This is a genomic window from Burkholderia sp. NRF60-BP8 (genome assembly GCF_001522585.2).
Lineage (GTDB): Bacteria > Pseudomonadota > Gammaproteobacteria > Burkholderiales > Burkholderiaceae > Burkholderia.
Window position 1 is genome coordinate 930,482 of sequence record NZ_CP013373.1, and the last position, 25,508, is coordinate 955,989.

The following is a 25,508-nucleotide window of genomic DNA, read 5'->3' on the forward strand; positions in this document are numbered from 1 at the left end:
GGCAAAATAGACTAGTTCGGTAGCGCCCACGGGCATCTCTGCGGGTTGCGCTGCACGTTACCAATCGGCCCTCTGGCGCCCATGCGAGCGATCGCGTGTGCGTGACCGGCGGAATCAGGGGCGGGTCCGAATCGCAAGATGCGGTCCGCAACGAGGATGCCGAAGGGGCGACCGGGTCGCTTTCTGTCCCTAGAACTGTTGGGAAGGCGATTAACAAACGTGCGGGGCATCCCCGAGGCAGGGAGGCGGGCGCGCCGGCAACGTCGCGGCGCATGTCTTCCATGCATCGCCCTCGTTGCGCCGGCCGGAAGCTGGTCTGCGCGGCCGTGGCCGCCATCGCTTGCGTCACCGGAATCAAAACCAGCGTAATGGAGGTGAGAATGAGAAGCATTTGCGTCGAAGCGGCCGCTTCGGTCGAAGTGCTGCGCCCACGGGCATCTCTGCGGGTTGCGCTGCACGTTACCAATCGGCAACCTGCGCCCATGCGAGCGATCGCGTGTGCGTGACCGGCGGAATCAGGGGCGGGTCCGAATCGCAAGATGCGGTCCGCAACGAGGATGCCGAAGGGGCTTTCGGCCGCTGGTCTAGGGAGGATGTTCAACGCCAGCGAAGCACCTGAGTTATGGCTAAAAACGCATACCATACTGCCCTGTCACTTGATGCCCTACGCGCGGCGTGGGGCATTCTATTTAAGAAATCTTCACCTCGATCCCGCAACACTACGGGTGTCGATGACATCTCCATCAACGACTTTCGTGCTGACGAAAAGGCTCGTCTCAATCGATTGGCTCGCGATTTGCACCGCAGAGCGTTCCAATTTTCCGATCTTCGACCACACCTCATTCCGAAGACTTCAGGAAAGGATCGGTTGATCTGCGTTCCGACGGTCCAAGATCGCATTGTGCAGAGAGCGCTTTTGAATTTTCTTTCGGATCGCTACGCAGATCGGCTTGCTAACAAGATCAGCTATGGCTTCGTGAAGGATCGTGGGGTGAAGAAGGCTGTTCACGACGCTTGTGAGATTCGAGCGAAGTATGGATGGGTCTACAAGACAGATATCGCGTCTTTTTTTGATTCCATTGAACGGTTGCATCTTGAGCGAGCGCTGAAGGCTGTCATCCGTGAGCGCTCCCTCCATCCGTTGCTGGTGCAGGCAATTGGTTGCGAGATTTCCGCGACGAAGGGGAGCGTTGCGAAGAGGATCAATCGACTCGGCATCAAAGCCGGGCGAGGCGTGCGACAGGGAATGCCGCTATCCCCATTCTTTTCCAATATCATGCTGGCCGGTTTTGATCGCGTGATTGAGCAGAAGAGTCTTCGTGCGGTCAGGTATGCGGACGACCTGATTTTCTTTGCCTCGTCTCGTGGTGAGTGTGAGGATGCGGCTGAATTCTGCGCGCGCCATCTCGCCCCGATTGGCCTAACGGTTCCACCAGTTGAGCTCGGTTCGAAGTCGGCGATATACGAACCCGATGAGGCTGCCGAATTTCTTGGCGTGAGCTTGGTTCGCCACACGGCCGGCTACCGGCTTGAATTGACGCAGGAGCAAATCGATGTCATCCGTGATGACTTACTTAAGCTCGGCTCTGTACAAGAACTCGTGACGCGAGGGATAGCTCTGCCAAAGTTAGGTCACGTGCTTATGCTGAGGCGAAACGGATATCTAGCAGCCTATGACATGTGCCACAACGTAGAGAATCTGAGTCGCGAGTTGGGGAAGCTGGAACAACGAGTACTTCGAAGAATCTACAGTGAAGGTCTTGGGATTAACATCGACAAATTGTCGCCGGCAGCCCGTAATTTTTTAAGTTTGATCTGATTTGGTTACTGATGCCAATGCCCTGCAAGGGTGCCCTCATGCGTCTAAAGTAGGCGGACGAATGCTCCATCCGGAACTGCACTCAGGACGTACATGAAACCCTGCCAGCCCTTGCGACGTGCGTTGTCGGACAAAGGTTTTCGAGCGGAAAAGAGTGCAGGGTTCTGAAAGTCTGTTGGCAGGTAATAGATGGCGTGAGCGTCGGCCGTCTTAAGCACAAGAAACAGAGCAAAGTAAATTGCCGCGTCCATGCGTTCTTTCTGTGGTCCCCACGCGGCGCCCAACAGCTGCTTAGGTAGCGGAGCAACGTCAGATGCCGACATGGTCTTAACTTGTGCAAGGAACCCACAAAAATCGCAGATGATGTCGGCACACTTGAAATTGGTCGGAAGCCGTTTGAATGTTTTGCTTCTCTTGCATTTCGGGCAAGAGCATTTCTTGACAATCAACTGCTCTCCCCACGAGCCGAGTTGCTGCTTTGCTGTTGCCATCGGGTACTTGAACGTTATGGATGTAAAGGTGAACGATATGCGCCTTGCGTTCGTTGCAACTGCAGCAACAACTGTGGCGACGAAATTATGTCATCTTACCAAGGGGTAGGACTGCAGCTTCTGGGAAACGCAAGTGGGGTGAAAACTGGCATCGCGGTGAATCCCGCATGGACAGTGGTTCTTCGTGGAGCCGGGAGAAAATCCGACGTGAAAACGCGCATGAATAATGGTTCTAATTAATGCGCTGGGGATTGGGAAGCTGAGGTAATGGCCATTATACGACGCCCGCAGAACGCGTAATTCTACAGGGTTTGGAGTGGGGATGGCAAGCGCGGAGATTTGGCCGGCGGCGTTGAAACTGGCATCGCTCGATGCTGGAGCGGTGGCGTCGCTGCGACGGTCGCCAGAGACTGGCTGGAATTCGGAGGCTGTCCGCGTCGATGTGCGGGCGATGAGTTCTCGCCTTCGGCGCGACCCGTGTCGAGATCACGGACGACTGCTGTCGAGTATGAGGAGGAAGCTACCATCCGAACGCGACGACTACCGAACATCTCGACATAATTGGTGCGGTCACGGAGGGGCTTCGACCGCACGATATGCTTCGCTGAGGGCTTGCGTGCAGGTTCCGCGCGGGTGATATAAGCGGAACCTTCACTGGTTCCGGTCGGAGTGGTGCGGGCAGTGTACCGGGATTCCGCTCGCGAGCGTGGAGAGGGGCGGCTTGTTTTCCGCCACGAATGCGGGGGCAATGATCTTCGGCGACGTACAGGGACGAGCGGACGAAGTTGTTCACGTTCGGATTGCCGCCGTCTCGCTTGTCATTTCCCCGTGCGTCTCGCCGAGTTCCTTGAGGTATTCGATCTGTTCGGCGGTCAAGGTCTTGTCGATGATATGCAACTCGCAGCCTTCGTTGAAGGATGTGACCCGGATGAACATCATCGAGAAGTTCACCACTGAAGTGAAGCTGACGAAGGCCAGTGCGAGGACGTACTACCAGACGATCAAGAATAAGCACGAACCGCTAGGTAAGAAAGTGATTTCCATCAGCTAGCGCCTGCGACCAACAAGCCGGCTCAAGAAAATCCGTTAGCTGGTCGTTAACACTAGCGTCGATAGCTCGGATTCCTTCCAGATGGGTAATGCTGATCAAGCTAGTAATTCTTCACTGAGTCGGTGGCTGGCAATTCTCGCCGTGTTGGTTCCCGCCTTGCAATTGATCCCGCAGTTCTTCCCCCAAGGCGCGAAGTTGCGCGCGTACTGCACTAACTATCCTCCAACGGTGTTCGAACTGGATTCCGGCCTAATTGGGGCGTTGGACGGGGAGCGTAAGCAGTGTCAGTCGCTTGTCGCTGCTGATGTGGAGCTGAACGAAAAAATTGGATCTGTTTGTCAAGATGGTGGGGGAGGTCCGGTGAACGCGGCGCTGAACGCTCGCCATGTTCCTCTAACTATGTTGATTGGTGGTCATTCGGTGGATTATCGCGACTACAGGGTTCAAGACACGGAGTACTGCCAGGTGACTAATGATGGAAGTAAAGAGGCCGTCGACGTCAAGGTAGATCTTGAGGCTGCTCCGGCTTTCTGGATCGCTAATCGGAGTCGGGTTGATAACACTGCTGCAACGCGGACCATCAATCTTGGCTCGATCAGGCCTGGTTCCAGCGTGGTACTTACGTACGTTTATTTGGGAAAGGATGCGGTTAGTGCCAGTGCACCGGTGAATGTCAGCTTCCCCGACGGGGTAGGGGAAATTCGTGAGGGCAAGGTTCACTTCGGGATCGCGTCGAATGTGGCTAATTTTGTACAGAACGTTGTTGACCAACCGCTTCTGGCCGCGCTCATCTTCGGTGGATGTTTGCTCCTGATGAGTGTGTTCGTGTGGCTAATCTAGTTTTTACCCTGCGAAATATCGATCTGCGCAATCAGCTTTTTAAGATTGTTGCTGGCGTGAGAGTTGGCATCGTCGCGAACCTCGCGTGAACAGTGACTCTTCGTGGCGCTGGGAGAAAACATGACGCGAGAGCGCGCTTGAATAGTGGTTTTGGTTAACTCGCAGGGACTACAAAGCTGATGATCTGATTCTGAAATCCCCGGAAGATCAAGAGGATAGGAGGGATGCGGACGAGGATGGCGTGAAAACTGTCACTGTTCCTCATCGGATTTCGTGCTCCTGGCTATCGTGTCGGTCGTGATTGCTCGGCGCCGTTGCCTCGACGGTCGATCTGCCGGACCTTGGGCACACTTTTAGCGAACGGAGTGCAATCATGGTCGATCAGACGCAAGGTGCAACGGGCAAGGGCGAGAAAGCTGGCAAGCCGATTGTTGTTGACCAGAAGCAAGACGTGGCCTCGAACTCGACGGGGAACGATACCGCAGCGAAGGCGGCACAAGCGGCGGTGTCCATAAACTCGAAGCGCTCTTTGCTGATGGGGACCTAGTCGGGGTTCGAGAGCGATTGCCTTCTGCTGGTGGTCGCGTCAGTATGCTAGGTAGATTTCACGCAGCAGAGGGCGCTGCGCTTGCAAAGCGCCTCGCGTCGATTAGACGGGCATTGGATCTATTGCCAGTTATCTCGAAGACGTCTGCAGTGATGTCGCAGGTGAGTCACTCAGATTTGGACGGCACCGTTCCGTGGTGATGTCGGCGCGGCAGATGTAGAGTGTCATTTTTAACGGTTCCCATGATTAATTGGACAGACGAAGATTTGTTGCGGCTCGATAGGCGCTACGCAGAGGTAGGGGTTCCATTTCACGCGCGGCCAATGCGGGCTGCTATGGATTTGCTGGGAAGTGGGACTGTTCTCGATGTGCTAGGGAGCCCAGGTTTTCAGGAGATTGAATCCGCCTATCGGAGACTCATCCCAGAGGTGAATACGATTTGGCCTGGAATGGGGATTGGGCTTGCGACGTCTATCGACAGGGTGCGCAAGGTTGTTGTTGCGATTGTTTATGGACAGAAGGCGTTCTCACTTGATGAGGGTTTGGGATTCTCCTCTCGAGAGGAGTGGTTGAGCTGGTGTCGAAATGACAGCTCAATTGCTGCCGGTACCGCTTTTGCGCTAGCCGATCTGTCCGATTTGACGTACGGCCTCGATGAACTGCAGCAGTCAAATTCAGCAACCAAATACTGGCAGATGGCGCTGTCCAATCTCGAAGATGTCACGAATATCTTGGTGAGTGGGTTCAATGTCGCCTCAGTGCTGCAGCCGGTTTGCATGACGGCGGAGCTAGCGATGAAAGGGACCTTGGTATATCTCGGGGATGATCCAAAAACGCTTGGGCGTCGAGATATTGGCCATCGACATGCCGTTTTGGCAGAGAGGCTGGCGAGAATGCGACCGCATCGCGATGACGCGTTGATTGCCTCGATTGTTTCGAAGTTGCCAGATTACGTGAGTAGTCGGTATGACGGTACGCAGTTGACCCGGCTTGATATTGTGAGACTGGCGCTTGGGGTTCAATTCATTGCGGCGTCTTCTGTCCGACGCATTACCGATCGTGATTTCGCACTTGAGTTGGAGCGCGATCAGTGGCCCGGACCGCGTGAACCGTACTTCGGCTAACTGTGCGGACGGTGAGCAGAAGAGGCCTGGCTCGATGCATCGCTACTTAGAATCAACCCCTGAATGCGACAGTAGATTGATCCATGCATCTACTGTCTCGGGAGACTTCACGATGCTAGGTCATCAGCTTCTTGATGTCGGCACTGGTACGAAAACTGGCATCGCCGTGTATCCCGCATAGACAGCGGTTCTTCGTGGAGCCGGGAGAAAATACGACGTTAGAACGCGCGTGACTAGTGGTTCTGATTAACGCGCCGAGGCTTGGGAAGCCAAGGTAATGGCCATTATACGACGCCCGCAGAACGCGCAATTCTGCAGAGTTTGACGTGAGGATGGCAAGCAGGCGGTTTTCAGGCGCTGGCATCGCTGGATCATCTGGCGGTGGTCGCGGTCCGAGTTTGGCCCGCGGCGGCACTGGGCCAAGCAGTTTTTCCCTTTGCCGAATCGAACAGGCGCTTATCTCAAGTATCGTTCCCGAAGGTACTGAGGGTGCGGTTTGCCAGAGGGATTAAGCAGCAATGGCGCGGCCATTCTCCACCAGGCCCAGTTCATCTAGGCGGATGGCCATCGCCGTCGGTGACATACCGAACAATTTGCTGAGCGGCTTGAAACAGTTGCCCGGGCCGAACGCCTTTGCCGTTGCCACCGCACGGGCGAATTCCAGTGAGCCCGTTGATGAGCGGAGAAGGTTCTGCATCTCGCGGCAACCAACTAAATAGAAGGCAGTCGTATCGTCAAGGTGCAGAGTCGAGGTGTGGAAGCGTGCTTCGAAAGCCTGTCGAACCAGCTTTTCGGGAGCAAGGAAACACGCCGCAAAATGATTAGCTTCGCGCTCGCGTTTGTCAGGTGACGACCATTCTCCCGTCAGAGGGCGGTCGCGGTGCAGCGACATGCCCGGATGCAGGACCATGTGACCGAGTTCGTGCGCAGCAGTAAAGCGCTGCACTTCATATGTTAGGTTGCCGGCGATTTTGATGATGTTGTTCGTCGGGTCGACGAGGCCGGCTACTTGGTATAGGTCCTTGCCGATGCCGTGAATCCCCAGCGAGCCCTCGGCAACTTCATATTCATAGCCGTGGACATTAGCGGCATGGTCCGGCCGAAACAATTGCAGCAAATGCGGCACGGTGTTGTGAGTCATGCCAGCGCGCTGCCAGATTTCATATTGAAAGCGCTTTACCTCTTTGGCAATCGCCTTCTTGTCGATTTCGTCCATGCGGGATCCCCCAATCTATGTGGAAAAGATATGCACAATTTATGGTGTATGCAAGGACGGGTTTGTACTATATGTTGTGTGCGCTGCAGCGAGCATCGCTCAAGATGGAAAGCGAAATGCAGCGTAGCATCCAGCTTAAGCACCGAAGTACCGTAGATGCTCATTGCTGCCTCGAACGGCCAAACGATGGGTCACGCCCGTCAAACGGTTTCGCTTTGTTCGATGGTGCCTCATCCCATTGCGCAGGTTCCGCGAACAGATGATCGACCGAAACGCGGGGCTGTACCATGGCTCCCAAGCCGAACGAAGTGTGCCGGCAGGGGGCGCACATAACCCTATGTCGAAAATTGACGAGTCGGTGTCGGACGCATACAAGTCGCGACAACGCTTTCGAACTAACGTGACAGGCCTCTCACACGATCGTTAGCCTGGAGCCGACATGTCCGATTTCATCACCGTTCTGCGCAAAACCTGCCCGACGCCTGTCCTTGACGCGACCAAATGGAAGCGCATCGGCGGCGATCCGCACACCGTGAACCTCAACGCGTACGTCTCGAAGGACGGCAGCAAGATCATGGGCACGTGGATCTGCACGCCGGGCAAGTTCGAGGTGAATTACGAAAAATGGGAGTACTGCCACTTCCTCGACGGTTATTGCATCATCACGCCGGAAGGCGAGGAGCCGGTGCACCTGAAAGCCGGCGACGTGTTCGTGATCGAGCCCGGCATGAAGGGGACGTGGGAAGTGGTGGAGACGGTGCGCAAGTACTTCGTGTTCGCCTGAGCGGGCCGGCCGGTTCGCCCGACCCACGCATACCAGCCCCCATCCTCCCGGTTCACGAAGCCGGCCGGACAAACGCGGGATTCCGGTTCAATGCAGGTCGACCGGTTCGGAAACGGCGCGCCGAGCGTGGTGACGGGCCCGGCGCGCTCCGCTATCCGGCTGCAACCCGCGACGTAACGCGTGCGACACGCGGTTGTCCGGCGACGACACGATGACGCGCGCCGCCGGCCCTGCACGCTGCCGCACAAACCCCTAAGATGCAGCGATCCGCCCATCGTTTCCGCTGCAGCGCGACTCTTCCGCCTGCGCCGGACGCCCCTCCGGAGCCCGACCATGCGCATCACCGCGATTCACGAACGCGCGATTCCCGTGTCCCGCTATGCCGATCCGGCGATTGCGTCCGGTGGCCTGACGACGAGCGTCGTCGCGGTCGTCACCGACGTCGTGCGCGACGGCCGCCCGGTGACGGGCTACGGCTACGCGTCGATCGGCCGCTTCGCGCAGGGCGGCCTGATCCGCGAACGGTTCGCGCCGCGTTTGCTGGCCGCGGCCGACACGCTCGCCGACGAAGCCGGCACGAACCTCGACCCGTTGCGCGCATGGCGCGCGATGATGGCCGGCGAGAAGCCGGGCGGACACGGCGAACGCTGCGTCGCGGTCGGCACACTCGACATGGCGATCTGGGACGCCGCCGCGAAGGTCGCCGACCTGCCGCTGCACCGCTTTCTCGCCGACCGCCTCCAGCGCACGGCGGCACCGCGCGTGCGCGTGTACGCGGGCGGCGGCTACCGCTATCCGCACGACGATCTCGCGCGCCTGTCGGACGAGATGCGCCGGATCGTCGATCTCGGCTACACGCACGCGAAGATCAAGATCGGCGGCGCGAATCTCGATCAGGACCGGCGCCGTATCGAAGCCGCGGCCGCGCGTCTTGCCGGCTCATCGCATCTCGCGGTCGACGCGATGAACACGTACGACGCGACGACCGCCAGCCAGGCCGTGGACATGCTCGCGCCGTTCGGTCTCTGGTGGTTCGAGGACATCTGCGACCCGCTCGACCTGCCGCTCCAGGCAGACGTCGCTGCGCGGTACGCACCGCCGATCGCGGCCGGCGAAGCGTTGTTCTCGCTTGCGGAAGCGAAGCTGCTCGACCGTTACGGCGGCCTGCGCGCCGACCGCGACGTGCTGGTGTTCGATCCGGTGCACAGCTACGGGCTGCCGGGCTATTTGCAGATCGTCGATCACTTCGTGTCGCGCGGCTGGCGGCGCGACGCGTTCTGGCCGCATGGCGGCCATCTGTTCTCGCTGCACGTCGTCGCGGCGCTCGGGCTCGGCGGCGCGGAAGTCAGCCCGTTCGCCTTCCATCCGTTCAGCGGCCTCGCCGATGGCGAAATCGTCGACGCGGGATACGCGCGCGTGCCGCAGGCGCCGGGTATCGGGTTCGAACTGCATGCCCACGCGCACGACGCATTCCGCACGGTTTCGGCGTCGGGCCGCTGACGCCTAAAGCGCGTCGATCGCGAAACGCATCGCGAAGCCGAGCATCGTCACCGCGACGAAGCCGTCGAGCACGCGCCATGCGAGCGTTCGAGCGAACCACGCACGGCACGCGCGTGCGCCGTACGCGAGCATCAGGAACCACGCGAGCGAGGCCGTCATCGCGCCGATCGCAAACGGCTCGCGTGCGGACGGCGCGTGGCTCGCGATCACGGTCCCGAGCAGCAGCACCGTATCGATCCATGCATACGGATTGAGCAGCGAAACCGCGGCGGCCGCGAGCACCGTGCGCGACCGGGTGGGTTCGCGGCGAGCGGACGCGCTGCCGACGTGCGCGGGCCGCCGTCCGACGATCGCCGCGCGCAGCGCGAGCAGCCCGTAACCGGCGAGATACGCGATGCCGGCCCACAGTGCGGCCGCCACCACGCCGGGATGGCGCGACAGCAACGACGACAGCCCGTGCGCGCCGAGCGCGATCAGCAGCGCGTCGCTGCCCGCGCAGACGAGGGCGATGGAGAGCAGGTGAGGGCTCGAAATCGAGCGCTTGATGACGAAGGCGTCCTTCGGGCCGACCGACGTGAACAGGCCGGCGCCAAGCAGCAGGCCTTCGAGGAAGGCGGAGGTGTCGAGCACGAGCGGGCCGACAACCTCTTAAGCTGAACCGGTGATGGTTACGATGAGGGAAACGTTAAGGGGTGGCGGGGAGCGTTGTCAATGCCCCCGTCGGATGCGTGCGCAGGGGATCATCGTGCCGCCGCATCGCCGAGGTTGAGCGCGACGAGCGCGCAGACGGTCAGCGCGATGCCGACGAGCTTCAGCGACGACACCGATTCGTCGAAGCAGACGATGCCGATCATGGCCGTGGCCGCCGTGCTGGCAGCGGCCCAGCTCGCATACGCGAGCCCCATTTCGATTCGCTTCGTCGCGAGCGCCATCAGCCATACCGCACATGCATAGCAGACGATCGCGATCGCGGACGGCAACGGGCGGGATAAACCGGCCGAGCACTTCAGGCCAACGGAGCCGAGCACTTCGGCGAAGACACTGACGCCCAGCAGAAGCCAGGCAAACTGGGACGGGGACACGAACGGCCTCCTTCCCCCCGACGCTTATACCGAACGGCGAGGAAAAGCGGGGTGTCAGCGGTACCCAGGATGAAACGAGCTTAGTACGCGCGGCGGGGCGGCACAAGGTCCGTCACGCGCGACCGGCATGGCCGGCCGCCCACTCCGGCCGCTGCCCGAGCGTGTCGAACAGCCGGACGATTTCGGCTTTCACCTTCTGCACCGCGTTGCTGACGAGCGCCGTGTCGTGCCAGCACAGCGACAGGTCGCGTGCGAACAGCCGGTGCGCGACCGTCGACAGCTTGAGCTTGCGCTCCTCGATCTCGACGTGCGCGGCCGTCCACGGCAGGATCGTCACGCCGAGCCGGGCCATCACGGCCGCGAACAGCAGCCCTGTCGAGCTTGCCTCGAAGCCGATCTCGTACGACAGCCCGGCCTCGCGCATCGCCCAGTCGACGCGGTTGCGGATCGTGTTCGGCGCGCTCGGCAGCACGAGCGGCATTCGCGCGATCGCGTCGAGCGGCACGGGGGCGTCCGGCACCGGGAATCCGGGCCACGTGATCAGGTACAGCGTTTCCGTCAGCAGCCGATGGATCGCGATGCCGCGCGTGTCCACCGCATCGACGACGATCGCGAGATCGAGCCGTGCGCGTTCGAGCAGCGTGTCGAGATCGGCGCTCGGCGCCTCGATCAGCTCCAGCATGATGCCGGGAAAGCGGTCGCGCACCGCGCGAGCGAGCGGAATGGCCAGCACGCGCGCCGTGCTCGACGGCATGCCGACGGTCACGCGGCCTTGCGGCGTGTCGGCGTCGCGGCGCAGCAACTCGCGCGTGCCGTCGGCCTGGCGCAGCAGTTCGAGCGCGTGCCGGTACAGCGTGCGGCCGGCGGCGGTCGGCGCGACGCCGCGCACGCTTCGTTCGAGCAGTTGCATCCCGAGATCCTGCTCGAGATTGCGCATCTGCTGGCTCACGGCCGGTTGCGCGACGTGCAGCGCCTCGCTCGCATGCGTGACGTTGCCGCATTCGACGACCTTCACGAAATAGCGCAACTGTCTCAAGTCCATCGCCGCCGTCTCCCGATTCGCGCTCGATTTGAGCCATAAGCCAATCCGATCGAGCAAGATGAATATCATATTTTTCGGCGATCGATCGCGTTTCTATACTCGTCTCACACAAGAGCCCGACTGCCGGCCATCCCGGACCGGACGCGGCGAAAGCGCCGGCCCCGCCGGCAAGGAGACGAAGATGTTCAAGGCGATCGACGCGCCGGCGGCCGGCGCGAAGCCGCGGCGCACGCCGCTCACGCGCGAGCAGGTCAAGGGCTTCTGGGCCGTGTACGCGGGCTGGGTGCTCGACGGCGTGGATTCGGTGATCTACGCGCTCGTGCTGATCCCCGCGCTGACCGAACTGCTGCCGGCCTCCGGCATCGCGGCGACGCCCGCGAATCTGGGGATGTACGGCTCGATCCTGTTCGCGCTGTTCCTGATCGGCTGGGGGCTGTCGTTCGTCTGGGGGCCGCTCGCCGACCGCTTCGGCCGCGTGCGCACGCTCGCGGCGAGCATCCTGATCTATTCGGTGTTCACCGGCGCGGCCGCGTTCGTGCACGACGTGTGGGCGCTGGCCGCGTGCCGGCTGATCGCCGGGATCGGCGTCGGCGGCGAATGGGCGCTCGCGGGCACCTACGTCGCCGAAAGCTGGCCGGAGGACCGCCGCAAGATGGGCGCCGGCTACCTGCAGACGGGCTACTACTTCGGCTTCTTCATCGCGGCCTGCCTGAACTACACGATCGGCGCGGCCTACGGCTGGCGCGCGATGTTCCTGTGCGGGCTGGCGCCCGCGCTGCTCGCGGTGTTTACGGTCATGCGCGTGAAGGAGCCGGGGCAGTGGCGCCGGCACGACGCGCGCGACGGCGACGTGGCCGACGCGCGCCGCGCGCATCCGCTGCGCGAGATCTTCGCGCCGGCGTTCCTGCGCCGCACGCTGACGAGCGCAAGCCTCGTCGGCGTCGCGATCGTCGGGCTGTGGGCCGGCTCCGTCTACGAGGCGAGCGCGGTCACCACGCTGGCGACACGCGCGGGCATCGATCACGTCGGTGCGCTGCGGCTGGCGTCGATCGGGGCGGCGATCCTGTCGTGCGCGACGATCGCCGGTTGTCTGGCGGCGCCGTGGCTGTCGGAACGGCTTGGCCGGCGCACCGCGCTCGGCGTGTATTTCGCGGGAATGGCCGGCTCGATCGTGTTCGCGTTCGGCTGGGCGTTCTACCAGCCGAACGGCCTTGTCGCGTTCATGGTGTCGCTCGCGTTCCTCGGCTTCTTCGGCGGCAACTTCGCGATCTTCTCGCTGTGGCTGCCCGAGCAATATCCGACGCGCGTGCGGGCCACCGCGTTCGCGTTCAACGCGTCGGTCGGCCGCTTCATCGGCGCGGGCGTGAACTTCCTGCTCGGCGCCGCGATTCACGGTTACGGATCGCTCGGCGTGCCGGTCGCATGGACTGCGGCCGTGTTCGGGCTCGGCATCCTGATCCTGCCGTTCGCGGTCGAAACGCGCCACCAGACATTGCCCGAATGAGCGGCATACCGCCGTCGTTCGCCAACACGCCACACCCAGTCATCAACATCAGGAGTCCGGAATGCAGGCATTAACGGGAATCAGGGTCGTCGATCTCAGTCGCGCGCTGTCGGGGCCGTTCTGCTCGATGGTGCTCGCCGATCTCGGCGCCGACGTGATCAAGGTCGAGTCGGGTCCGCACGGCGACATGAGCCGCGCGTGGGGGCCGTTCGATCGCGGCGTGAGCACGTACTACCTGTCCTGCAACCGCAACAAGCGCGGCATCTGCGTGGACTTCCGGCAGCCGGCCGGCCTCGACGTCGTGCGGCGCCTGATTGCGCAGGCCGACGTCGTGATCGAGAATTTCAAGGCCGGCACGATGGACGCGATGGGGCTCGGCTACGCCGCACTGAGCGCGCGCGACCCGCGGCTCGTGATGGGCAGCGTCACCGCGTTCGGCCCGCGCGGCCCGCTGCGCGACTGGCCGGGCTTCGACCAGATCGCGCAGGGCTATGCGGGGCTGATGAGCCTCACCGGCTTCCCGGACGGCGAGCCGACCCGCACGGGCACCGCGATCGGCGATCTCAGCTCGGGAATGTGGGTCGCGACCGGCGTGATGGCCGCGCTGTTCGAGCGCGAGCGCACCGGGCGCGGCCAGCATGTCGGCACGTCGCTGCTCGAAAGCCTCGTTGCGCTGCTGAGCGTGCACGGGCAACGCTACCTGAGCCTCGGCGACGTGCCGCGCCGCACCGGCAACGCGCATGCGGTGATCGCGCCGTACGGCGTGTTCGAGACGGCCGATGGCCCGCTGAACCTCGCACCGATCACGACCGACATGTGGGAGCGGCTGTGCCGGTTGCTGGACCTGCCCGAACTGCCGGCCGATCCGCGCTTTGCGACCAACGATGCGCGCGTGGCCCATCGCGACGAACTGAAGGCGCTGCTCGACAGCCGGCTGCGCACGCGCGGCAAGCACGAATGGACGCAGCGGTTCGTCGAGGCCGGGCTGCCGGCCGGGCCGATCCATACGCTCGACGAAGTGTTCGACGATCCGCAGCTCGCGCATTGCGGGCTGGTCGAGCCGGTCGCGCATCCGACGCTCGGCACGCTGCGTCAGGTCGTCACGCCGCTCGGCGGGATGGGCGACGACCTGCCGGTGCCGCGCACGCGCCACGCGCCGCCGCTGCTCGGCGAACATACGGTCGACGTGCTGCGCGAAGCCGGCTACGGCGATGACGCGATCGACGCGCTGCTGGCGCAGCGCGCGATCTTCCAGGCGGATGCGGTGGCGGAGGTCGTGCAATGACCGACACGACGAAACGGGACGGGGCGTCGACCGTGACGGTCGACCTGATCGGCGAGCGGATCGCGCGCGTGCGGTTCGCGAACCCGGCGCGACGGCATGCGCTCGACGCGCCGCTGCTCGACGCCCTCGTTGCACACCTCGATGCGTTGGCCGGACATCGTCCGCCGCCGGTCGTGATTCTGTCGAACGACGGCAGCGGCGACGTGTGGAGCGCGGGGCACGACCTGCGCGAACTGGCCGACGATCGCGATCCGCTCGCATACGGCAAGCCGCTCGAACGCGCGCTGCGGCGCGTGCGGACCTATCCGGGCGCGGTGATCGCGGCGGTGGCCGGATCGGCGTGGGGCGGGGCGGTCGATCTCGCGATGAGCTGCGATCTCGTCGTGGCGGCGCGCGACGCGCGTTTCGCGATGACGCCCGCGAACATCGGCCTGCCGTATTCGACGAGCGGCTTGCTGCGCTTCTACGACAACCTGCCGATCCACGTGCTGAAGGAGATGTTTTTCTGCGCGCAGCCGCTCGACGCGGAACGCGCCGCGCATCACGGGCTCGTGAACCGGCTGGCCGACGCGGGCGGGGTCGACGATGCGGCGCTCGACGTCGCGCGCACGATTGCCGCGAAGGCGCCGCTCGCGGTGCACGCGGTGAAGGAGCAGTTGCGCGTGCTGCAGGACGCGCGGCCATTGCCGGCCGACGCCTTCGAACGCATCGCCGAGTTGCGTCGGCAGGCGTGCGGAGGCGCGGATTTCGACGAAGGGTTGCGCGCGTTCGCGGAACGCCGCGCGCCGGTGTTTCGCGGGATGTAGGCGGACAGACGACGGTCCGATGCGACGATGGTGGCGAGCGTCATGCGCCGCCGAGCGCATGTACGCCGACGAGCAGCAGCGCGCCGATCGCGATCAGCAGCAGCGCATGAACGCGCGTGTAGATCACGCACAGCGTCGATGCGACGGCGATCGCACGCGCGGGCCAGCCGCCGTCGAGCGCCTGCAGCAGCACCCACACCGACGCGAGAATCATGCCGGCCGCGACCGGGCGCAGGCCGGCTTCGAGCGCGATCTGCCAGCGCGCGCCTCGGTGTCGCCGCCATAGATGCGCGACACCGTAGATCAGGAACGCGGTCGGCCCGAACAGCGCGAGCGTCGCGATCACCGCGCCCCAGAAACCGGCCACCTGCCAGCCGATCAGCGTCGCCAGCAGCGAGCCGGGGCCCGGCGCCATCCGCGCGAGCGCGAAGTCGTTCACGAATTGCGTGGCGCTCATCCAGTGATGGACGTCGACGACCTGCCGCTGGATGTCCGCGATGACCGCTTGCCCACCGCCGATCGTCGCGATCGACAGCGGTGCGAACACGCCGAACAGCGCGGCGTAACGTGCGGACGCGTTCATCGTGCGTCGCTCCCGCCCGGCGCCGCGGTCGCACGGCGGTATTCGAGCGCGACGCTCAGCGTACCGCCGATCAGCACGGTCCACACCAGCGGCCAGTGTAGCACCGCGACCGACACGAAGGTGAGCGTCATGACCGCGAACGGCAGCACGCGGCGCGGCAGGCGGCGCACCGCGGTGATCGCCATCGAGATCGACAGCCCGATCGCCGCGGCCGCCGCGCCGGCGAGCGCGACGTGCGTGAGCGGGAAGCGCGTGAGGGTCGAGAACGCGACACCGAACAGCACGATCAGCACGGCGGGCGGCGCGATGATGCCGGTGAAGCCTGCCACCGCGCCGCGCCATCCGGCGAGACGGTAGCCGATCCAGATCGCGAGGTTCTTCACGTTGACGCCCGGCAACGCCTGCGACAGCGCGAGGCCGTTGAGGAACGCCTCTTCGTCGAGCCATCGCCGCTCGTGCACGAAGTCGCGCATCATCCGTCCGCTGAGTCCACCGCCGAAGCTGGTCAGGCCGATCTGCGCGAACGCGACGAACAGTGCGAGGACGCCTGGCGGCGCGTCGCTGGCCGGAGGGGCCGGGGGAGTCGTGGTGGAGGCGGGAGGCATCGGGCGGGTAGTACGTGGGGATCGGGCGATCGCCCATGTTAGCAAGCGGTGCCTGTCAGCACGCTGACATGGGCGCGGCGCCCGCATCACCCCGGCTCCGCGAGCGGTTCGACGCGGCCGGGCCGCCGCGCGTCATGCGCGCACCACCGTCACGCCGGCGGCCTCGATCGGCTTCGTCAGCGCGGCGTCGGTTTCCTTTTCGACGACGATCGCCTGCGCCAGCGCGATATCGCCGATCACGAACTGCGACGCCGCACGTAGCTTCGACTGCGACGCGAGCACGACCGTCTCGGCCGCGCGTTCGGCCAGCGCGCGCTTGATCGCCGCTTCCTCGAAATCGCCGGTGCTCAGCCCCGCGACCGGATGCACGCCCGTGACCCCCATGAAGTACAGGTCCGCATGGATGCGCGCGATGCCTTCCATCGCCGCCGCGCCGACCGCGACGATCGAGTGCTTGTAGAGCCGCCCGCCGATCAGGATCACGTCGATCGACGGATGCGAGGCCAGCGCAACCGCGACGCTCGGGCTGTGCGTGACGATCGTCGCGCGCAGGTCGGCCGGCAACTGACCGACCAGCAGCGCGGAGGTCGTGCCGCCGTCGACGATCGCGACTTGCCCGGGCGCGATCATCTGCGCGGCGCGCCGCGCGATGCGCCGCTTCTCCGCGGTTTCGAGCGCCTCGCGCTGCGCGAACGGCACGACGGCCGGCGACGCCGGCAGTGCGCCGCCATGCACGCGCTGCAGCAGCCCTTCGGCCGCGAGTTCGCGCAGGTCGCGGCGCACCGTGTCTTCGGACACGCCGAATTGCACACTCAACTCGGCAGCCAGCACCTGGCCGTCGCGCGCGAGCGCATCGAGGATCGCTTTCTTGCGTTGCGTCGTCAGCATCGTCTTTGCACGAAAATTCTTGAAATTGCACGAATCTGCACGTTACCATGGGCGCCGTCCTTTGTCGAACCGGAGGCTGCAATGGCTGCAACGCGGGAGCGGGTCCGCATCGTCGATACGACGGTGCTGTCCGATGACTGGTATGTGCTGCGCAAGGTGACGTTCGATTTCCTGCGCCGCGACGGCACGTGGCAACGCCTGAGCCGGGAGACCTACGATCGCGGCAACGGCGCGACGATCCTGCTGCGTCATGCCGAAACGGGCGACGTGCTGCTGACGCGGCAGTTCCGGATGCCGGCGTTCGTGAGCGGGCACGACGGCATGCTGCTCGAAGCGGCCGCCGGCCTGCTCGACGACGAAACGCCCGAAGCGCGCATCCGCGCGGAAGCCGAGGAGGAGACCGGCTATCGCGTGCGCGGCGTGCGCAAGGTGTTCGAGGCGTTCATGAGCCCGGGTTCCGTGACGGAGAAGCTGCATTTCTTCGTCGGCGAATACGATGCGTCGCTGCGCACCGGCGCGGGCGGCGGCGTCGCGGAAGAGGGCGAGGATCTCGAGGTCGTCGAGATGCCGCTGCAGGCGGCGCTGGACGCGGTCGAGCGCGGCGAGATCGTCGATGCGAAGACGATCATGCTGCTCCAGTACGTCGCGCTGCGGGACACCGCGGGCGCGCGCGCCGCATGACGCCGCAGCTCGTGCTGGTCGCCGGCCCCTATCGCAGCGGCACGGACGGCGACCCGGCGCGCATCGCCGCGAACCTGCATCGGCTGGAAGCGGCGGCGCTCGCCGTGTATCGGCGCGGGCACGTGCCGATGATCGGCGAGTGGGTGTCGCTGCCGCTCGCGGCCGCGGCCGGGTCGACGGGGGTCGGCGACGCGATCGGCGAAACCTTCCTGTATCCGGCCGCGCACCGGCTGCTGCGGCGCTGCGACGCGGTGCTGCGGATCGACGGCGGGTCGCGCGGGGCGGATGCGGACGTGGCGCTTGCGCGGCGACTCGGCAAGCCGGTCTATTTCGCGGTCGACGAGATGCCGGTTGCGCGGGACGATTCGGCTGACTGAGCGAACATGGGCGTCGGTTGGCGGCATCGCCGGTGCGGCGCTTGCTGCCGGCCGGCACGCGCATCGCCCCAGGCCGGCGCGTGGCGTGCATGCCGCGTTGCGCGGCCGATGCAGCGCGGCGTCCGAACCGGCGTATGATCGCGACGCCACTCGCGCAATGCTCGACGCCACTGCTTCTCCATCATGCCTTTTTCCGATCCCGCTGATTTCGCCGACTCCGCCGATCCCTCCGGTTCCGCCGCCGCGCCGCTTCCCGCCGATCTCGTCGCGTCCGCCGTCGACGCACTCGCGCGCGCGGACGCATTGCTCGTCACGGCCGGCGCGGGCATCGGCGTCGATTCCGGGCTGCCCGATTTTCGCGGCACGGACGGCTTCTGGCGCGCGTATCCGGCGCTGCGCCACGAGCGTTTCGAATTCCACGAGATCGCGTCGCCGCACGCGTTTCGTGCGCGTGCGCCGCTCGCGTGGGGGTTCTACGGGCACCGTCTCGCGCTCTACCGCGCGACGGTGCCGCACGCCGGCTTCGCGATCCTGCGCCGCTGGATCGACGCGATGCCGAACGGCGGCTTCGTGCTGACGAGCAACGTCGACGGCCAGTTTCAGAAAGCCGGCTTCGATCCGGCGCGCATCGTCGAGATCCACGGCTCGATTCATGCGATGCAATGCCTGCGCCCGTGCACGGACGAGACGTGGGACGCGGCGCCGTTCGTGCCGGAGGTCGACGAAACGACGTGCCGCCTGGTGGGCGACCTGCCGCGCTGCCCGCACTGCGGCGGGCTCGCGCGGCCGAACATTCTGATGTTCGGCGACACCGGCTGGCTCGGTGCGCGCTACGACGCTCAGGCGCGCGCGCTCGAGGAATGGATCGCGCGGGCGGGGCGCGTCGCCGTGGTCGAGATCGGCGCGGGCACCGCGATTCCGACCGTGCGCCTGTCGAGCGAACGGTTCGGCGCCGACGTGATCCGCATCAACGCGCGCGAAGCGCATGCGCGCCGGCCTGACGTGATCGGGCTGAAGGGCGGTGCGCTGGCGACGCTGAACGCGCTCGAGCGCGCGTGGCGCGGCGGTTGAGCCACGCGCCGACCGGCCGAGCCCGCGCCGATTACGGCCGCGCGACGAGCGCCTGCACGAGCACCGGCGCGATCGGCGAACCGAGGCCGCGGCGCGCGTGTGGAAATCGTGAAGGGCGTCGTGCGTCCGCGACACGATCCGCCGCCCGTCGGCATTGCCGGCGCGGCGCGATTGCGCATACAGTTCCGCGTAGGCCGCGCGCGCCGCGCGGCGCCGCCAGACAGGAGTGCCCTTGTTCTATTCGATCGTCGCGATCTTCGTCGGCGCTGGGCTCGGCGCGTTGCTGCGCTGGTTCCTGAGCCTCGCGCTCAACGCGTTCTTTCCCGCGGTGCCGCTCGGCACGCTCGCGTCGAATCTGATCGGCGGCTATGTGATCGGCGTGGCCGCCGTCCTGTTTACCGCTCGCGTCGGGTTGCCGCCCGAGTGGCGGCTGTTCGTGATCACGGGTTTTCTCGGCGGCCTCACGACGTTCTCGACCTTTTCGGTCGAAGTGATGACGCACGCGCTCGAGGGCGAATTCGGATGGGCATTGGCGGTGGCTGCCCTACACTTGACTGGATCGTTCGCGCTGACGGCGCTCGGCATGTGGACCGCGCGCGCGTGGCTCGCGGCGGCCTGAGCGGGTCGTCATCGGAGGGAGCGATGGACAGGGTCTTGTTGCGCTTCTACGTGCACGAGCAGCACCGGCTGCACTGGAAGCCGCTGTGGGAATGGCTGCTGGAAGAGGCGAACTGGATGGGCGTCGCGGGCGGTTCCGCGTTTCGCGCGATGGCCGGTTTCGGCCAGCATCGCGTGCTGCACGAGGATCGCTTCTTCGAACTGCAGGGCTCGGTCGCGATCGAGGTCGAATTCATCGTCACCGAGGACGAAGCGCAACGGCTGCTCGAGCGGCTGTCGCACGAGAAAGTGCGCGTGTGCTACGCGATGATGCCCGCGCGGTTCGGCGTGATCGACACGCTCGGCGCACCGCCGGCGCAGGGGCCGGCGGCGTAGGGCGTGGCGCGGATCAGATGCCGAACATCGTCAGCGACACGGCGGCGCGCGTGACGATCATCAGCAGCACCTGCACGATCACGAACAGCAGGATCGGCGACAGGTCGATGCCACCGAGGTTCGGGATCACGCGGCGCAGCGGGTTCAGGAACGGCGCGGTGAGCTGGTAGAGGATCGGCATCGCCGGCGAGTGCGGGTTGAGCCACGACAGCAGCGCCATCAGGATCGTCATCCAGATCACGAGATTGAGCGCCCACTTCACGACGGTGAGCAGCGCGACCACGACGAGCGTCGCGATCACGGCGGCCGGATCGAAGCCGGCCATCACGACCATCAGCACGACGTAGACGAGCGCGGTGAGCAGCGCGGCGACGACGCTGGCCCAGTCGATGCCGCGTACGCCCGCGATCACGCGGCGTAGCGGCAGCACGAGCCAGTTGGTCGCCTGCAGCACGGCTTGCGTGACGGGGTTGTACGGCGGCACGCGGACGGCCTGCATCCAGACGCGCAGGATCAGCGCGGCACCGAATAGCGTGAAGACGGTATTGAGCAGAAAACGGGCGATCTCGCCGAACATCGTTGGCATCCTTTTTATACAGTCAGTAGCGTGCGGCCGCCAACGCCGGTTGGCGGCGCATCGGCCGACACCTTATCACGCCTCGTCTCGCGACGGGGAGGGGCGTGCGGCCGCGCGCGCGAGCGACGTTTCGACGGCTTCGGTCAGCGCCGGCAGCGAGGCCGGCGGCGTCGCGCGCTTCGCCGCGAGCGCGATCGCGCGGCGCGTCAGCAGCGCGTACAGTGCCGCATGATCGCCGCCGCGCGCCTCGAGCAGCGCGAGCTGGCGCTCGACGATGCCCGTGTCGCCGCGCGACACCGGCCCGGACAGCGCATTCGCGAGCCCCTTGTCGCGGGCAGTCTCGATCGTGCCGGCGAGCATCGGCAGCAGCGCGCGCAGCGCGGCTTCCTCGTCGAAGCCGAGGCCGCGCCACAGCTCGACCGCTTCCGACAGCCCGCACAGCGCGAAGCTCGCCGCGTAGTGGGCGGCCGCGTGATACAGCATCCGGCCGCCGGCCGGAATCGACAGCGGATGGCAGCCGAGTGCGGCGGCGAGTCGCAGCAACGCCGCGTGCAGCGCACCGTCCGCTTCGATCGTGACCGAGCAGCCGTCGATGCGGGCGAGGTCGGCATCGGTGCCGCCGAACAAATAAAGAGGATGGAAGCCGCCGGTGGCCACGCCTTGCTGATTCGCCGGGTCGAGCAGCGCGACCGGCGATGCGCCGCTGCAATGGACGACCGCCTGGCGGGCGGCGCGCGACGCGTCGAAGCGCAGCGCCGCGGCGCTCGACGCGAGATGATCGTCGGGCGTCGTCACGAAGATCAGGTCGGCGACGTCGGCTACCTGCTGCGGGGTATCGACCGCGCGGCAGCCGTCGATGCGCGCGGCGAGGCCGGTGGCCGAGGCGGGCGTGCGGCTCGCGATCGCGACGACGGGAAAGCCGGCCTGCGCGAAACGTTGCGCGACACAGCGCGCGAGGCGGCCGGCGCCGATGAAGCCGAGGCGGGGTGTGTCGGGAAGCGGCATGGCAGCGGATGTAAGCGAAAACGAAGCAGCCGTCAGTATCGCAGGAATGACGGCGGTGTCGCGCAAGCCCGCCTGCGAGGCGGCCGCACGTATGAATTACCGGTACGCGGTGCGATCGATGCGTTGGCAGGCGTCCGGTATCGCGGCGGAATCAGGATTACAGAATCCGACCCCGAAATTTCGTGCGCCGCCCCGCTTGAAATGTCGGCATGTTGTCTCGAATTTGTAATCGTTCATTACGTACGCGTGCCGGCTGCGCGCGCCGGATCCGGTAAGACTGACCGGTCGTCGTGTCGCGACCCGACTTCTCGGATGGAATCGCGCGACCCGCAAGGGTCGCCGCCCACGCCGGGCCCCGCGCCGGGCGGCGGCTCCGGCCGCGCGCAATTGCAATTTGCAACAAATGCACGATACGCGCGGGGCGGCTTTTCGCTACATTGCTTGCATGCGACGTGCATGCCCGCCGTTGCCGACAGGAGCGCCTAAAATACCGCTCCAGCAGGAGAATCGAAGTGAAAAAGCTCATTCCGTTCATCGCCGCCGCCGCGCTGGGCCTGGGTGCCGCAAGCGCCGCGCAGGCACACGTGTCGATCGGGGTCGGCATCGGCATCCCGGTCGCACCCGCGTATCCCGTCTATGCACCGCCGCCGCCCGTGTACTATGCGCCGCCGCCTCCGCCCGTGTACTACGCGCCGGCGCCGGCCTACTATGCGCCGCCGCCCGCCGTGGTCGTCGGCGGCTACTACGGCCGTCCGTACTGGCGTCATCACGGCTACTACGGGCACGGCTGGCGTCGCTGGTGATCCGACGCAAGCCGCGTCACGGCGAAACGGCGCAATGTCCGCAAGGGCATTGCGCCGTTTTCATTGGAGCCGCGCGGCTTCGCACGCGGCAGGCGTCGCCGCTACGCCGCGTGCGCGATCAGGTCGCGATAGCCGCCGACGATCACGCTGTACGAGAAATACGCAAACAGCAGCGCCGACGCGACGTGGCACGCGCGCATCAGCCCCGCGCCCGCGCGCTTGCGGCCCTGCGCCGCGAGCGTACACATGAAGAGCGTCCACGCGAGGCCGCCGAGGAAAAAGCCCGACAGGAACACCGACGCGGTGGCCGGCGTCGTCGCGCCGGCTTTGGCGATCAGCGCGCCGCCGACCGCCGCAAACCACAGGATCGCGCTCGGCGACGACATCGCGAGCAGCATCCCGCGCACGAAACTGCGCCGCGCGCTCGCCCGCGGCGGCGGCGCATCGTCCGCGTCGTCGTCGGCTGCGTCGACGGGCGCCAGCGCTTCGCGCGCCATCTTCCACGTGAGGAACAGCAGCACCGCGCCGCCGCCGATCCACACGATCCAGCGCACGGGTTCGAACTGCAGCAGCACGGCCATCCCCGCGAGCGCGAGCGCCGCGTAGACGAGATCGCCGACGCACGAGCCGACGCCGAGCCAGAAGCCCGGCCGGAAGCCGTGCGACAGCGTCAGCGACAGCATCGCGACGTTGACGAGGCCGATGTCGAGACACAACGATAGCGACAGAAAGAATCCGTCGGACAGCATGGAGGCGGGCGGAAAGTTCATCCTCGGGGGCGTGCGGCGATTGCGATGCGCGGGCCGGCGGGCGCCGGCCGCGTGGCGTCAGAGGCCGATCTCCTGCCACAGCCGGTCGACGCGCGCCTTCACGGCCGCGTCCATCTCGATCGGGCGGCCCCATTCGCGATGCGTTTCGCCCGGCCACTTGTTGGTCGCGTCGAGCCCCATCTTCGAGCCGAGTCCGGCCACCGGCGACGCGAAGTCGAGATAGTCGATCGGCGTGCTGTCGACCATCACCGTGTCGCGCACGGGGTCGACGCGCGTCGTGATCGCCCAGATCACTTCCTTCCAGTCGCGGATGTTCACGTCCTCGTCGACGACCACGATGAACTTCGTATACATGAACTGCCGCAGGAAGCTCCACACGCCGAACATCACGCGCTTTGCGTGGCCCGCGTAGCTCTTCTTCATCTGGACGATGGCCATTCGGTAGCTGCAGCCTTCGGGCGGCAGATAGAAGTCGGTGATTTCCGTGAACTGCTTCTGCAGCAGCGGCACGAACACCTCGTTGAGCGCGACGCCGAGCACTGCGGGCTCGTCGGGCGGCTTGCCCGTATAGGTCGAATGGTAGATCGCGTCGCGGCGCATCGTGATGCGCTCGACGGTGAACACCGGAAACCACTCCTGCTCGTTGTAATAGCCGGTATGGTCGCCGTACGGCCCTTCGAGCGCGTGTTCGTACGCGGCCGCCGCGTTGCCGGCCGGCCGCGGCGGCGCGCCGGCCAGTGCGGGGGCAGGGGCGCCTTCCTGCGGATGAATGAAGCCTTCCAGCACGATTTCCGCGCGTGCGGGCACCTGCAGCGTGTCGACGCCGGGCGTCAGGCACTTGGCGAGTTCCGTGCGGCTGCCGCGCAGCAGGCCGGCGAACTGATACTCGGACAGCGAATCGGGCACGGGCGTCACCGCGCCGAGCGTCGTGGCCGGATCGGCGCCGAGCACGACCGCGACCGGATAGGGCTTGCCGGGGTTGCGCAGCGCGAACTCGCGGAAGTCGAGCGCGCCGCCGCGGTGCGCGAGCCAGCGCATGATCAGCTTGTTGCGGCCGATCAATTGCTGACGGTAGATGCCGAGGTTCTGGCGCGGCTTGTTCGGCCCGCGCGTGACCGTCAGGCCCCACGTGACGAGCGGCCCCGCATCGCCGGGCCAGCAGGTCTGGATCGGCAGCTTGTTCAGGTCGACGTCGGCGCCTTCCCAGACGATTTCCTGGCACGGCGGCGACGACACCGACTTCGGCGCCATGTCCCACACCGCCTTCGCGAGCGACAGCAGCTTGCCGGCGTCCTTCAGGCTCTTCGGCGGATCGGGTTCCTTCAGCGCGGACAGCAGGCGCCCGAGATCGCGCAGCGAACCGAGCGCGGCATCGTCGCCCGCATCGACGCCCATCCCGAGCGCGACGCGGCGCGGCGTGCCGAACAGGTTGCCGAGCACCGGGAACGCATGGCCGGGCGGCGCGTTGAACAGCAGCGCCGGGCCGCCGGCGCGCAACACGCGGTCGCACAGCTCGGTCATTTCGAGCACGGGCGACACGGGCTGCGTGACGCGCCGCAGTTCGCCGAGCGCCTCGAGGCGCTGAATGAAATCGCGTAAGTCTTTGTATTTCATGAAGAAGGTCCGGGCTGCCCGCAGGACGGGCAGCGGTGGGCGGGGGCAGCGGCCGGCTGCGACCCCGAATCGACCGACGATTTTACCCGGGTCGCCGCGCGGCCGCCCGGCGCAGAAAAAAGTCGATCGAGCGCAAACCCCTTACGGCACGGGGATTGCGTTCTGAAGAGTGGTTTTAAATTACTTTTTGTTATGATTTGAAAGTTTTATAGTGTTGACGATCTATAAAACCCTGCTAGAATCCGCTCACATTGGTTGCAGGGTAAAAGGCTTCGAGCCGCCAATCACCGATCCTTGACGCAGCGCGTCACCGTCCGCCGAATCCTGCACGGCGTTTTCGACGGCCTTTGTCGTAGTCCCAGCCAGCGCCACCAGACGCTGGTTTTTTGCGTGGGTGCCACCGCGTATGCCCGCCTCGCCCAGTGTGCGAAGGCGCCGGCCTTCTTACAC

Annotated in this window: 28 protein-coding genes; 15 read left to right on the forward strand and 13 right to left on the reverse strand. The window is 65.2% G+C overall.

Annotated features, from left to right (window positions below; translation table 11 throughout):
* The first annotated feature begins 622 nt into the window (after nt 1-622).
* Complete coding sequence (locus WS54_RS17510; RefSeq protein ID WP_082724997.1) at nt 623-1,819, forward strand: reverse transcriptase domain-containing protein; 1,197 nt, start codon at nt 623-625, stop codon at nt 1,817-1,819.
* Nucleotides 1,820-1,863: 44 nt separating this feature from the next.
* On the opposite strand, the gene WS54_RS17515 is transcribed toward WS54_RS17510, so the two are convergent.
* Nucleotides 1,864-2,310, reverse strand: coding sequence for a DpnI domain-containing protein (locus WS54_RS17515; RefSeq protein ID WP_043036304.1), 447 nt, complete (start codon nt 2,308-2,310; stop codon nt 1,864-1,866).
* A 789-nt stretch (nt 2,311-3,099) separates the two neighbouring features.
* Nucleotides 3,100-3,249: a hypothetical protein gene (locus WS54_RS33995; protein ID WP_179955220.1), complete on the reverse strand. Its 150-nt coding sequence runs from the start codon at nt 3,247-3,249 to the stop codon at nt 3,100-3,102.
* 193 nt (nt 3,250-3,442) lie between these two features.
* Here WS54_RS33995 and WS54_RS33695 point away from each other — a divergent pair, with 193 nt between their 5' ends.
* From WS54_RS33695 to WS54_RS17530, 3 genes are all read left to right on the forward strand, one after another.
* Nucleotides 3,443-4,201: a hypothetical protein gene (locus WS54_RS33695; RefSeq protein WP_159086687.1), complete on the forward strand. Its 759-nt coding sequence runs from the start codon at nt 3,443-3,445 to the stop codon at nt 4,199-4,201.
* A gap of 373 nt (nt 4,202-4,574) precedes the next feature.
* Nucleotides 4,575-4,748, forward strand: a complete 174-nt coding sequence (locus tag WS54_RS17525; protein ID WP_159086688.1) for a hypothetical protein — start codon at nt 4,575-4,577, stop codon at nt 4,746-4,748.
* A gap of 335 nt (nt 4,749-5,083) precedes the next feature.
* A complete protein-coding gene (locus WS54_RS17530; protein WP_082724998.1) occupies nt 5,084-5,872 on the forward strand; it encodes a hypothetical protein in 789 nt (262 codons plus the stop codon).
* Nucleotides 5,873-6,380: 508 nt separating this feature from the next.
* Here the strand turns inward: WS54_RS17530 and WS54_RS17535 are convergent.
* On the reverse strand, nt 6,381-7,088 hold the full coding sequence (locus WS54_RS17535; RefSeq protein WP_059779542.1) for an ImmA/IrrE family metallo-endopeptidase: 708 nt from the start codon (nt 7,086-7,088) through the stop codon (nt 6,381-6,383).
* Nucleotides 7,089-7,527: 439 nt separating this feature from the next.
* On the opposite strand from WS54_RS17535, the gene WS54_RS17540 reads away from it, so the two are divergent.
* Both WS54_RS17540 and WS54_RS17545 read left to right on the forward strand, forming a co-directional pair.
* Nucleotides 7,528-7,872: a cupin domain-containing protein gene (locus WS54_RS17540; RefSeq protein WP_027783759.1), complete on the forward strand. Its 345-nt coding sequence runs from the start codon at nt 7,528-7,530 to the stop codon at nt 7,870-7,872.
* A 333-nt stretch (nt 7,873-8,205) separates the two neighbouring features.
* Nucleotides 8,206-9,372, forward strand: a complete 1,167-nt coding sequence (locus WS54_RS17545) for an enolase C-terminal domain-like protein (protein WP_059779544.1) — start codon at nt 8,206-8,208, stop codon at nt 9,370-9,372.
* Between the two features lie 3 nt (nt 9,373-9,375).
* Here the strand turns inward: WS54_RS17545 and WS54_RS17550 are convergent, their stop codons facing one another.
* The 3 genes from WS54_RS17550 to WS54_RS17560 form a co-directional block, all read right to left on the reverse strand.
* A complete protein-coding gene (locus tag WS54_RS17550; protein ID WP_059779545.1) occupies nt 9,376-10,002 on the reverse strand; it encodes a LysE/ArgO family amino acid transporter in 627 nt (208 codons plus the stop codon).
* A gap of 110 nt (nt 10,003-10,112) precedes the next feature.
* Nucleotides 10,113-10,454, reverse strand: coding sequence for a DMT family transporter (locus tag WS54_RS17555; protein WP_059779547.1), 342 nt, complete (start codon nt 10,452-10,454; stop codon nt 10,113-10,115).
* A 112-nt stretch (nt 10,455-10,566) separates the two neighbouring features.
* Complete coding sequence (locus WS54_RS17560; RefSeq protein WP_059779549.1) at nt 10,567-11,496, reverse strand: LysR substrate-binding domain-containing protein; 930 nt, start codon at nt 11,494-11,496, stop codon at nt 10,567-10,569.
* A 181-nt stretch (nt 11,497-11,677) separates the two neighbouring features.
* On the opposite strand from WS54_RS17560, the gene WS54_RS17565 reads away from it, so the two are divergent.
* The 3 genes from WS54_RS17565 to scpB all read left to right on the forward strand — a co-directional run bounded on the left by WS54_RS17565 (nt 11,678) and on the right by scpB (nt 15,091).
* Nucleotides 11,678-13,000: an MFS transporter gene (locus tag WS54_RS17565; RefSeq protein WP_059779802.1), complete on the forward strand. Its 1,323-nt coding sequence runs from the start codon at nt 11,678-11,680 to the stop codon at nt 12,998-13,000.
* 61 nt (nt 13,001-13,061) lie between these two features.
* On the forward strand, nt 13,062-14,285 hold the full coding sequence (locus WS54_RS17570) for a CaiB/BaiF CoA transferase family protein (RefSeq protein ID WP_059779550.1): 1,224 nt from the start codon (nt 13,062-13,064) through the stop codon (nt 14,283-14,285).
* Nucleotides 14,282-15,091, forward strand: coding sequence for a methylmalonyl-CoA decarboxylase (gene scpB / locus WS54_RS17575; protein ID WP_059779551.1), 810 nt, complete (start codon nt 14,282-14,284; stop codon nt 15,089-15,091). Before WS54_RS17570 ends, scpB begins: the two co-directional genes overlap by 4 nt.
* A 40-nt stretch (nt 15,092-15,131) precedes the next feature.
* On the opposite strand, the gene WS54_RS17580 is transcribed toward scpB, so the two are convergent.
* From WS54_RS17580 to WS54_RS17590, 3 genes are all read right to left on the reverse strand, one after another.
* Nucleotides 15,132-15,674, reverse strand: coding sequence for a chromate transporter (locus tag WS54_RS17580; RefSeq protein WP_059779552.1), 543 nt, complete (start codon nt 15,672-15,674; stop codon nt 15,132-15,134).
* A complete protein-coding gene (locus WS54_RS17585) occupies nt 15,671-16,279 on the reverse strand; it encodes a chromate transporter (protein WP_059779554.1) in 609 nt (202 codons plus the stop codon). Before WS54_RS17585 ends, WS54_RS17580 begins: the two co-directional genes overlap by 4 nt.
* A gap of 132 nt (nt 16,280-16,411) precedes the next feature.
* Nucleotides 16,412-17,167 carry a DeoR/GlpR family DNA-binding transcription regulator gene (locus WS54_RS17590; RefSeq protein WP_059779556.1) on the reverse strand — a complete coding sequence of 252 codons (756 nt, stop codon included), beginning with the start codon at nt 17,165-17,167 and terminating at the stop codon, nt 16,412-16,414.
* An 81-nt stretch (nt 17,168-17,248) separates the two neighbouring features.
* Here WS54_RS17590 and WS54_RS17595 point away from each other — a divergent pair, with 81 nt between their 5' ends.
* From WS54_RS17595 to WS54_RS17615, 5 genes are all read left to right on the forward strand, one after another.
* On the forward strand, nt 17,249-17,848 hold the full coding sequence (locus WS54_RS17595; protein WP_034206629.1) for an NUDIX domain-containing protein: 600 nt from the start codon (nt 17,249-17,251) through the stop codon (nt 17,846-17,848).
* Nucleotides 17,845-18,225: a hypothetical protein gene (locus WS54_RS17600; RefSeq protein WP_059779557.1), complete on the forward strand. Its 381-nt coding sequence runs from the start codon at nt 17,845-17,847 to the stop codon at nt 18,223-18,225. The genes WS54_RS17595 and WS54_RS17600 overlap by 4 nt, the downstream gene beginning before the upstream one ends.
* Nucleotides 18,226-18,408: 183 nt before the next feature.
* Nucleotides 18,409-19,296, forward strand: coding sequence for an SIR2 family NAD-dependent protein deacylase (locus WS54_RS17605; RefSeq protein ID WP_059779559.1), 888 nt, complete (start codon nt 18,409-18,411; stop codon nt 19,294-19,296).
* Between the two features lie 232 nt (nt 19,297-19,528).
* Nucleotides 19,529-19,915 (forward strand): fluoride efflux transporter CrcB, encoded by a 387-nt coding sequence (gene crcB / locus WS54_RS17610; protein WP_034206632.1) that lies wholly within the window; start codon nt 19,529-19,531, stop codon nt 19,913-19,915.
* Nucleotides 19,916-19,938: 23 nt separating this feature from the next.
* Nucleotides 19,939-20,289: a DUF190 domain-containing protein gene (locus WS54_RS17615; protein WP_059779561.1), complete on the forward strand. Its 351-nt coding sequence runs from the start codon at nt 19,939-19,941 to the stop codon at nt 20,287-20,289.
* A 13-nt stretch (nt 20,290-20,302) separates the two neighbouring features.
* Here the strand turns inward: WS54_RS17615 and WS54_RS17620 are convergent, their stop codons facing one another.
* Together WS54_RS17620 and WS54_RS17625 are read right to left on the reverse strand one after the other, a co-directional pair.
* Entirely contained in the window at nt 20,303-20,866 is a 564-nt protein-coding gene (locus WS54_RS17620) for a YggT family protein (RefSeq protein WP_034206634.1), read from the reverse strand.
* A gap of 75 nt (nt 20,867-20,941) precedes the next feature.
* Nucleotides 20,942-21,871, reverse strand: coding sequence for a Rossmann-like and DUF2520 domain-containing protein (locus tag WS54_RS17625; protein ID WP_059779563.1), 930 nt, complete (start codon nt 21,869-21,871; stop codon nt 20,942-20,944).
* Between the two features lie 512 nt (nt 21,872-22,383).
* On the opposite strand from WS54_RS17625, the gene WS54_RS17635 reads away from it, so the two are divergent.
* The gene (locus tag WS54_RS17635) at nt 22,384-22,674 is read left to right on the forward strand and encodes a hypothetical protein (protein ID WP_034206636.1); all 291 of its coding nucleotides are present in this window, start codon (nt 22,384-22,386) and stop codon (nt 22,672-22,674) included.
* A gap of 101 nt (nt 22,675-22,775) precedes the next feature.
* Here the strand turns inward: WS54_RS17635 and WS54_RS17640 are convergent, their stop codons facing one another.
* Nucleotides 22,776-23,444: a LysE family translocator gene (locus WS54_RS17640; RefSeq protein ID WP_059779565.1), complete on the reverse strand. Its 669-nt coding sequence runs from the start codon at nt 23,442-23,444 to the stop codon at nt 22,776-22,778.
* A 57-nt stretch (nt 23,445-23,501) separates the two neighbouring features.
* Nucleotides 23,502-25,058, reverse strand: coding sequence for a UbiD family decarboxylase (locus WS54_RS17645; RefSeq protein ID WP_059779568.1), 1,557 nt, complete (start codon nt 25,056-25,058; stop codon nt 23,502-23,504).
* Between the last annotated feature and the right edge of the window lie 450 nt (nt 25,059-25,508).